The organism is Streptomyces sp. NPDC005141, from assembly GCF_053599975.1.
Map to the genome: position 1 here is coordinate 1 of NZ_JBSFYW010000123.1, position 8,201 is coordinate 8,201.

The following is an 8,201-nucleotide window of genomic DNA, read 5'->3' on the forward strand; positions in this document are numbered from 1 at the left end:
CAGCCCCGAGAACGCCGGCTCGTCGACCTCGCCCAGCCCGCTCACGCCCAGCTCCTCCAGCAGCCTACGGTCGACCGTACTCCCCGGCCCCCGTCGAGCGACCGGCTCGGTCGGTGTCAGGCCGCCGGGGCGGGCACCTTCGTCGCGGGGTCGCCGTCGACCGCGGCGGCCAGCTGAGGCACCAGTCGCTCGAGCATGTACGGCAGGCTGAGCACCGTGACGAAGGAGACGGAGTTGCCGTAGTCGCTGGTCTCCTTGATGTAGACCTCCCGGTTCTGCCGAGCGACCTTCAGGTCCGCGTACAGGGCGTCCTTGTGCAGCTTGGTCTCGTCCTTGGCCGTGTCGGAGACGATCCACACGATCGCGTCGGTGTCCAGCAGGTCGGTGCGCTCCTTGCTGATGTTGGCCCCGAACTCGTCGCCGATGACCTTGTCCAGGTCGGTCGGCAGGGTGAAGCCGAGGTCGGTGAGGACGCGTGAACGGGGGTCCTGGCTGCCGAAGACGAAGATGCCCTCGTACGGGGTCGCCATGACGGCCCTGGCCTTGGCGAACGCCGGATTCTTCGCGGCGGCCGATGTGAAGGCGGCCTCGACGCCGCTCACCACCGACTCGGCCTTCGCCTCCTGGCCGAGAGCCTTGCCGATGATCTCGGTCTGCTTCTGCCACGGGACGCCGTAGTCGTTGTACTCCTTCGGCTGGGCCACCACGGGGGCGAACTTGGACAGCGTCGTGTACTGCGCCTTGGTGAGCCCGCCGTAGACCGCGAGGATCAGGTCCGGGCGCAGCGCCGCGATCTTCTCGGTCTGCGGGCCGGTGCCGGTGTCCTTCAGGACGGTCGGGGTCTTGGCGTCGCCCGCCTTGCCGGCGGCCCAGGGACCGATGGCGCCCTTGTAGCCGCCGAGCCACTCGGTGGTGCCGACCGGCACCTTGCCCAGGGCGAGCACGGAGTCCTGGTCGGTCAGCCCGACCGTGACGATGCGCTGGGGCTCGGCCTTGATGGTGGTGCTGCCGTACTTGTGCGCGATGGTGACGGGAAAGGCCTTGTTCGAGGCGGCGGGCTTCTCGGAACCGGCCTCGGAGCCGTCCGAGGAACCGCAGGCCGCCACGGTGACGAAGAGCAGGAGAACGGAGGCGAGCGCCGCAGGGAGCCGTGTGCCTCTCGGGGAGCCGAGCATCAGTGGTCCTTCAGGGTCGGGGCGGTGATGGTGTGAGGCGGGTGATCGGGCGTGGCACGCGTGCCGGACCAGGCTTCCCAGAGGGAGGCGTAGGTTCCGTCCGCCGCGCACAGCTCGTCGTGGTGACCGCTCTCCACGATCCGGCCGTCCTCCATGACGACGATCCGGTCCGCGGCGGCGGCCTGGGTGAGGCGGTGGGCGACGACCAGAGCCGTCCGGCCCTCGATCGCCCGCGCCGCGGCCTTCTCCAGAAGCCGGGCGCCGGTGCTGCCGGCCTCGGCCGTGGCCTCGTCGAGGACGGCCACCGGCGGATCGGCCAGCACCAGGCGTGCCAGGGCGAGTTGCTGGACCTGGGCGGGGGTCAGGCGGTGGCCGCCCTCGCCGACGACGGTGCCGAGCCCGTCGGGGAGCGCTTCGACCCAGTCGAGCGCCTCGACCGTGGCCAGCGCGGCGCGCACCTGATCGTCGGTGGCCGTGGCCCGTGCCAGCCGCAGGTCCTCGGCGAGCGGCCCGGCGAAGACGTGCGTCTCCTGGGTGACCAGGGCGACGGGCAGCCCGCCGCCGGACGTGCCCGTGCCGGACAGCCGGATGGAGCCGGAGGTCGGCCGGTGCACGCCGGCGATGAGTTTGGCGAGGGTGGTCTTGCCCGCGCCGCTCGGGCCCACCAGCGCCACCCGCTCCCCGGCCCGCAGTGTGAGGTTCACATCCCGCAGAACCGGCCGGCCAGGGTCGTACGCGTGGTGGATGCCGCTCACGCCGACCGTGCCGGGGTCGGTGTCGTGGCCGGGCGGCTCGGCCGCCGAGTCCGGTGCCTGCGGCTCGGTGGCGGGCCGGTCCGCGACCCCGACCAGCCGGTTGAGCGCCGCCGTGGCCGTCTGGGCGTCGTCGAGAAGCACCAGGGCGGAGTTCACGGGCGAGAACAGACTGTGGAAGTACAGGGCCGCGGCGGTCGCGGTGCCGATGGACACCGATCCGGCGCGCACCAGGAGGAACCCGGTGACGAGGACGGCGGCCAGGCCGGCGTACTCCGCGACGTGCAGCCGGTTGTAGAACCGCAGGACCAGCTTGACCCCGCGCATCGTCAACCCGACGGCCGCCGAGGAGCGTTCGGTGACGTGCGCGGTGTGCTGCTCCTCCAGCCGGTACGCCCGCACGGTGCCGGCTCCGGCGATGGTGTCCAGCAACTGCTGCTGCTGGGCTCCGGTGGCGATCCGCTCCCGGGCGTACAACGGCACGGCGTTGCGCATGTACCAGCGCGCGGTGTGCGCCTGGACGGGTACGGCGACGAGGGCGGCCACCAGGAAGCGCCAGTCCAGCGTGGCCATCGCCCCCAGCGTGAGCACGATGGCCAGTACGGAGCGGGCCAGTTCGGGCAGGGCCGAGCGGACGGCCTCGCCCACCCGCGCGACATCGCGGGTGACACGGGCGTTGAGGTCTCCGGTCCCCGCCTTCTCGACCTGTTCCAGGGGCAGTCGAAGGGCTCGGTCCACGAACTGCTCGCGCAGCCGCGCGAGCACGCTCTCGCCGAGTCCCGACACCAGGGACAGCCCGAGTGCGGTGGTGCCGCCCTGGACCAGGGCCACCACGACCAGGAGGACGACGGGGAGAGTGAGGTCCCCGGGCGGTCGCCGGTCGGCGACCAGGTCCACCATGTGCCCCAGCAGCGGCTGGACGAGCAGTCCCACCGCGGTGGCGGCGACCATTGTGGCGAAGCTGCCGATGACCGACCGGCGGTAGGGGCGGACCAGCTCGCGCACGGCCGCACGGGTCCTGGCCGGGGTCGCGGTCGGCAGCAGTTCGCGGGTGGTCATCACTTCCTCGTTCACATTCGTCGAGGCATCGCTCATGCCAGCACCGCCGAGCGGTAGATCTCGTGGCGGCGCACCAGGTCGGCGTGCGGGGCCGTGTCCGTGACCCGGCCGCCGTCGATGAGCAGCACCCGGTCGGTGACCGAGAGCAGCGCGGGACTGGTCGTCACGAGTACCGTCGTGCGGCCCTTGCGGAGCTCGCGGATGCCCGACGCGATGCGCGCCTCGGTCACCGTGTCGACCGCGGTGGTCGGGTCGTGGACCACGAGGACGGGCCGGTCGGCCGCCAGCGCCCGCGCGAGGGCGACCCGCTGGCGCTGCCCGCCGGACAGGGAGCGGCCCCGCTCACTGACCGCCGTGTGTTCGCCGTCCGGCAGGGTCTGGGACACCTGGGTCACTCCGGCCGCCGACATCGCGGGTTCCGGCGCGCCCGACTCCGGGGAGGCGGCCGTGACGTTGCCGCGGACGGTGCCCTCGAAGAGATCCGCGTCGTGCTCGGCCACCAGGATCGCCGTGCGGATCTCGGCCGGGTCCAGGTCGCGCAGGGACACCCCGTCCAGCTCGACCGATCCGGCGTCGGGGTCGGCCCGCCGGCTCAGACAACGCATCAGGTCGGCGGCGTGTGCCGGGTCGGTCGCGACCACACCGATCAGTTCGCCGGGGGCGATGTCCAGGCCCACTCCGTGCAGACCGCCGTGGCTGAGACCGTTCAGCCGTACGGCGCCGCGCACCGGTTGCGGCAGAGGACGGCCGCCCGCGGTGACCGCGGGCGCGGTGGCCAGCACCTCCGCGATCCGGGTGGCCGAGGCCCGGCCCTGGGCGAGTTCGGCGTTGACCCAGGCGAGCACCTCCAGAGGGCCGAGCAGGAAGAGGGCGAGCCCGACGGCGGACACCAACTGGCCCAGACTGATGCTCCCTTGGGCGGCCAGCCGGCCGCCGACCAGGGCGACGGCGGCGATCAGGCAGCCGGTCAGCGCGAGCACCATGCCGCTCTGGAAGGCCTGTGCCCTGGCGGCGCGCAGGGTGGCGCGCAGCGAGTCGCGACTGGTGGCGCGGTAGCGCTCGATGGCCGTCGACTCGCCGCCGATGCCCTTGAGAACGCGCAGTCCGGTGACCAGGTCCGCGGCGATGGCCGAGGCGTGTGCCGCCCGCTCCTGTTCGGCCTCACTGCGTGACTCCAGCGGCTTGCTCAGCAGATGTCCCAGCCACAGCAGCACCGGGGTGCCCACCAGGACGACCAGACTGAGCGTGACCGAGGTGTTCAGCAGGACGACCGCGCAGGTCGCGATGCCCACCAGGGACGAAATCCCGAGTGTCAGTGCCATGTTGACGGCGCCGACCCGTTTGGCGTCCTCGGTCGCGATGTTGGCCAGCGCGCCGGGCAATCTGCCCTTCTCCGCTCCGCCCCCGGGATCGAGGACCCGGCGGACAAGGGTGACGCGCAGGGAGTGTTCGGCCCGGACGGCGGCCAGTTCGCCGGACCAGGCGCCGATCCGGAAGCTCAGGGCCAGGCCCGCGTAGACCGCGGCGAGGACCGCGAGCCACAGGACGAGCGCGCCGGTGTCGGACTGGGTGACGGCGCGGTCTATGACGACGCCGATGAGAGCGGGGACCAGGGCCTCGCCGATCTGGTGCCCGGAGGCGCAGAGCGTGCCGAGTGCCACGCGTCCGCGTTGTCCTTCGACGGAGTCTCTCAGGACGCTGCGCCCCGACGGATGTGCGGCACTCATCCATACCCCTCCGGGAAGGACGACGGAAACTTAGGTGAGGCTACCTTAAGTTCAGGGTGCGGGTCCCGTGGAAACACGAACGGGTCCGCCGTCGCGCAGGACAGGGCGGCACGCGAGCGAGTGCCGTCCTGTCCGAGGCCAACTGCCTTTGGCTGTAGGCCGGTTCAGGCGGTGCAATCCGTCCGTGCGGCCACGTCGCTCGCGCGGTGGGTGAGCAGGGAATCGAGAATCTCGCCGGAGCGCACGGCGGTCGTGGACAGCAGGGTGGAGGTGAGCCCGTGCGTGTGCTCGGTCGCGCCCTGCACATAGATGCCGGCCGTCACCTCGGGAGAGAACTCCACCCTGTGGTCACGGCCGACGAGTACGGAGTCCTTGTCGTCCCGCAGGCAGAGTTTCGCGGCCCGTCCCAGCAGTGAGTCCAGGTCCCTGGGGCGATAGCCGGTCGCGTGGACGAGCAGATCGGAGGAGATGATCTCCCGTTCCCCGGTGGGGAGGTACTCCACCGTGACGTCCAGCCGGTCATCCTGTGCCCGCACGTCACGGATGCGGGAGACGTTGCGCAGCCGCAGGCGTTCCCGGCCCAGGACCTTCTCGCGGTACATGGTGGCGTACAGCGACTCGATGAGGTCCATGTCGACCACGGAGTAGTTGGTGCTGCGGTGGTAGTCGACCAGGGACTGCTTCACCTCGGGGGCGGACCGGAAGTAGACGTCCACCGCCTCGGGATCGAAGATCCGGTTGGCGAAGGGGCTGTCGTCGGCGGGTGTGTAGCCGTACTTGGCGAAGACGGCGCAGATCTCCGCCTCCGGGAACGAGCGGTGCAGGTAGTCGACCGCCTCGGCTCCGCTCTGACCCGCGCCGAGTACGAGAACGCGGCCGACCGGAGCGCCGGAGCTGGTCAGCTCGGCCACGCGTGGCACCAGTTCACTGTTGTGCCAGACGCGGTCCGACAGGGTGGTGTCCGGCGGCAGATGAGGTTCGAGGCCGACGGCCACCGAGATGTTGCGGGCCCGCCGGGTGACGGTGCGCTCCGGGGCGCCGGGGACCCGGCTGGTCACATCGAACCAGCGGACCTCGCCGTCCTCCCGGATCACCGGCTCGACGGCGACGACCTCGGAGTCGTAGCCGACGAGATGCGAGAGCCGGGCCGCCGCCCACGCGAAGTACTCGTGGAACTCGATCCGCAACGGGAAGAGCGTCTTCGCGTTGAGGAAGTCGACCAGCCTGCCGCGCTCCCGCAGGAAGCAGAGGAAGGTGAAGTCGCTGGTCGGGTTGCGCATCGTGACCAGGTCCTTGAGGAAGGAGACCTGCATCGTGGCGTCGTCGATCAGCATGCCGCGGTGCCAGCCGAAGGAGGGCTGACGCTCCAGGAACTCCGCTCGGATCCGGTTCTCGGACGAGGCTCGGGCGTTGTGCTCCTCAATGGCGATGGCCAGTGCGAGATTTGACGGTCCGAAACCGATTCCGAGTACGTCAAGTATGGCGTCAGGTTCGTCGTGCAGTGCGTTCACCGCAACTTCCCTTCCCTTGGGCGCCCCTGATGGTAAATAAGGTTAGCCTTACCTTGCAATGGTGGTCTCCAAGAGAGGATCGACTATGCGGGTCGTCATGTTCGGCTATCAGACCTGGGGGCATCGCACGCTCCAGGCTCTGCTGGAGTCCGACCACCAGGTGGTTCTGGCGGTCACCCACCCCAAGAGCGAGCACGCGTACGAGAAGATCTGGGACGACTCCGTGGCCGACCTCGCCGAGAAGCACGGCATCCCGGTGCTGCTGCGCAACCGGCCCGACGACCCCGAACTCCTCGCCGCGCTGCGGGACGCGGCGCCGGACATCATCGTCGCCAACAACTGGCGCACCGTGCTGCCGCCGGAGGTCTTCGGCCTCCCCGCGCACGGCACGCTCAACATCCACGACTCACTGCTGCCGGCCTACGCGGGCTTCTCGCCCCTCATCTGGGCGCTGATCAACGGCGAGCGCGAGGTCGGCGTCACGGCGCACCGGATGAACGCCGAACTGGACGCGGGCGACATCCTGTTGCAGCGCGCGGTCCCGGTCGGCGCGACCGACACCGTCACCGACCTCTTCCATCGCACCGTGGACCTGATCACCCCGGTCGTGACCGAGTCCCTCGACCTGATCGCGTCGGGCAGGGCCCGCTGGATACCCCAGGACCGCAGCCGGGCGAGCTTCTTCCACAAGCGGTCCCTGGAGGACAGCCGGATCGACTGGACCTGGCCCGCCGAGGACCTCGAACGTCTGGTGCGGGCCCAGTCCGACCCGTATCCCAACGCCTTCACCCACCACCGCGGGCAGCGGATCCGTATCGTCGAGGCCGCGGTGTCGCAGGGCAGCTACGGCGGCACACCGGGGCGGATCTTCATCCGCGAGGGCGACGGGATCGTCGTCGTGGCCGGTGCGCAGGCCAGGAACGGCCGGCAGCGCGGGCTGCTGGTCCGGCGGGTCCGCACCGAGGACGGCGCCGAGCACGCGGCCACCGACCACTTCCGGACCATGGGCGGCTACCTCACCGCCCGTCCGTGAGCGGCCTGCTCGGGCTCACCGACCGGGTCACCCCGCTGGAGCGCCTGCGCGGCCGCACGGTCGTCGTCAAGTACGGCGGTCACGCGATGGCCGACGAACCGCTCCGGCGTGCTTTCGCCCAGGACGTCCTGACCCTGCGGCGGAACGGGGTCAGGACGGTCGTGGTGCACGGCGGCGGCCCGCAGATCGGGGCCCACCTGGACCGGCTGGGCCTCGAGTCCGCGTTCCTGAACGGGCTTCGGGTCACCACGCCCGAGACCATGGACGTGGTGCGGATGGTGCTCTCCGGCAAGGTCCAGAAGGAACTGGTCGGACTGCTCAACGAGGAGGGCGCCTACGCCGTCGGACTCAGCGGTGAGGACGCGAACACGCTCACCGCCGTCAAACGGTTCGCCGAAGTGGCCGGTGAACGCGTGGACATCGGCCTGGTCGGCGATGTGGCCCGGGTGAACACCGCGGTTCTGGGCATCCTGCTGGAGCACCGGCACATTCCCGTGGTCTCCTCCGTGGGCCGGGGCGAGGACGGCCAGGTCTACAACGTCAACGCGGACACCGCCGCCGGGGCGGTGGCCGCCGCGCTCGGAGCGTACGCGCTGGTCGTCCTGACCGATGTGCCCGGCCTCTACGCGGACTGGCCGGACAGCGACCGGGTCGTCGAGCGGATCACCGTCACGGACGTGGAGGCGCTGCTGCCCCGGCTCGATGGCGGCATGGTGCCCAAGATGGAGGCGTGCCTGCGGGCCGTCCGCGCCGGAGTGGGGGTGGCCCGGGTACTGGACGGCCGCGCCCCGCACGCCCTCCTCGACGGTCTGTCCGGCGGCGGCGGAACCGGCACGACGATCCTGCCGGACGCCACGGCGTAGCCGGTTGGCTCCGACGGGGCAGAGCCGGTCCGTGTCGTGTCCCTCTTCACCAGAGCACGTGGCGCCGAGCGCGCGGCTGGC

Annotated in this window: 6 protein-coding genes; 2 read left to right on the top strand and 4 right to left on the bottom strand. The window is 71.1% G+C overall.

Going from position 1 to position 8,201, the window contains the following annotated elements; genetic code table 11:
• Nucleotides 1-116 precede the first annotated feature (116 nt).
• The 4 genes from ACWD68_RS41065 to ACWD68_RS41080 form a co-directional block, all read right to left on the bottom strand.
• Nucleotides 117-1,175, bottom strand: coding sequence for an iron-siderophore ABC transporter substrate-binding protein (locus tag ACWD68_RS41065; RefSeq protein WP_451811580.1), 1,059 nt, complete (start codon nt 1,173-1,175; stop codon nt 117-119).
• Nucleotides 1,175-3,022, bottom strand: coding sequence for an ABC transporter ATP-binding protein (locus ACWD68_RS41070; protein ID WP_451811581.1), 1,848 nt, complete (start codon nt 3,020-3,022; stop codon nt 1,175-1,177). Before ACWD68_RS41070 ends, ACWD68_RS41065 begins: the two co-directional genes overlap by 1 nt.
• The gene (locus ACWD68_RS41075; protein WP_451811582.1) at nt 3,019-4,713 is read right to left on the bottom strand and encodes an ABC transporter ATP-binding protein; all 1,695 of its coding nucleotides are present in this window, start codon (nt 4,711-4,713) and stop codon (nt 3,019-3,021) included. Before ACWD68_RS41075 ends, ACWD68_RS41070 begins: the two co-directional genes overlap by 4 nt.
• 164 nt (nt 4,714-4,877) lie before the next feature.
• Entirely contained in the window at nt 4,878-6,224 is a 1,347-nt protein-coding gene (locus ACWD68_RS41080; RefSeq protein WP_451811583.1) for a lysine N(6)-hydroxylase/L-ornithine N(5)-oxygenase family protein, read from the bottom strand.
• 85 nt (nt 6,225-6,309) lie between these two features.
• Between ACWD68_RS41080 and ACWD68_RS41085 the strand changes: the two genes are divergently transcribed.
• Together ACWD68_RS41085 and argB are read left to right on the top strand one after the other, a co-directional pair.
• A complete protein-coding gene (locus ACWD68_RS41085; RefSeq protein ID WP_451811584.1) occupies nt 6,310-7,257 on the top strand; it encodes a methionyl-tRNA formyltransferase in 948 nt (315 codons plus the stop codon).
• Complete coding sequence (gene argB / locus ACWD68_RS41090) at nt 7,254-8,120, top strand: acetylglutamate kinase (protein WP_451811585.1); 867 nt, start codon at nt 7,254-7,256, stop codon at nt 8,118-8,120. Before ACWD68_RS41085 ends, argB begins: the two co-directional genes overlap by 4 nt.
• Nucleotides 8,121-8,201 lie beyond the last annotated feature (81 nt).

What these genes read in the sequence shown, in the direction of transcription:
- ACWD68_RS41075 (WP_451811582.1), bottom strand. Translation starts at nt 4,713, where the DNA reads ATGAGTGCCGCACATCCGTCGGGGCGCAGCGTCCTGAGAGACTCCGTC.
- ACWD68_RS41065 (WP_451811580.1), bottom strand. Translation starts at nt 1,175, where the DNA reads ATGCTCGGCTCCCCGAGAGGCACACGGCTCCCTGCGGCGCTCGCCTCC.
- ACWD68_RS41085 (WP_451811584.1), top strand. Translation starts at nt 6,310, where the DNA reads ATGCGGGTCGTCATGTTCGGCTATCAGACCTGGGGGCATCGCACGCTC.
- ACWD68_RS41070 (WP_451811581.1), bottom strand. Translation starts at nt 3,022, where the DNA reads ATGAGCGATGCCTCGACGAATGTGAACGAGGAAGTGATGACCACCCGC.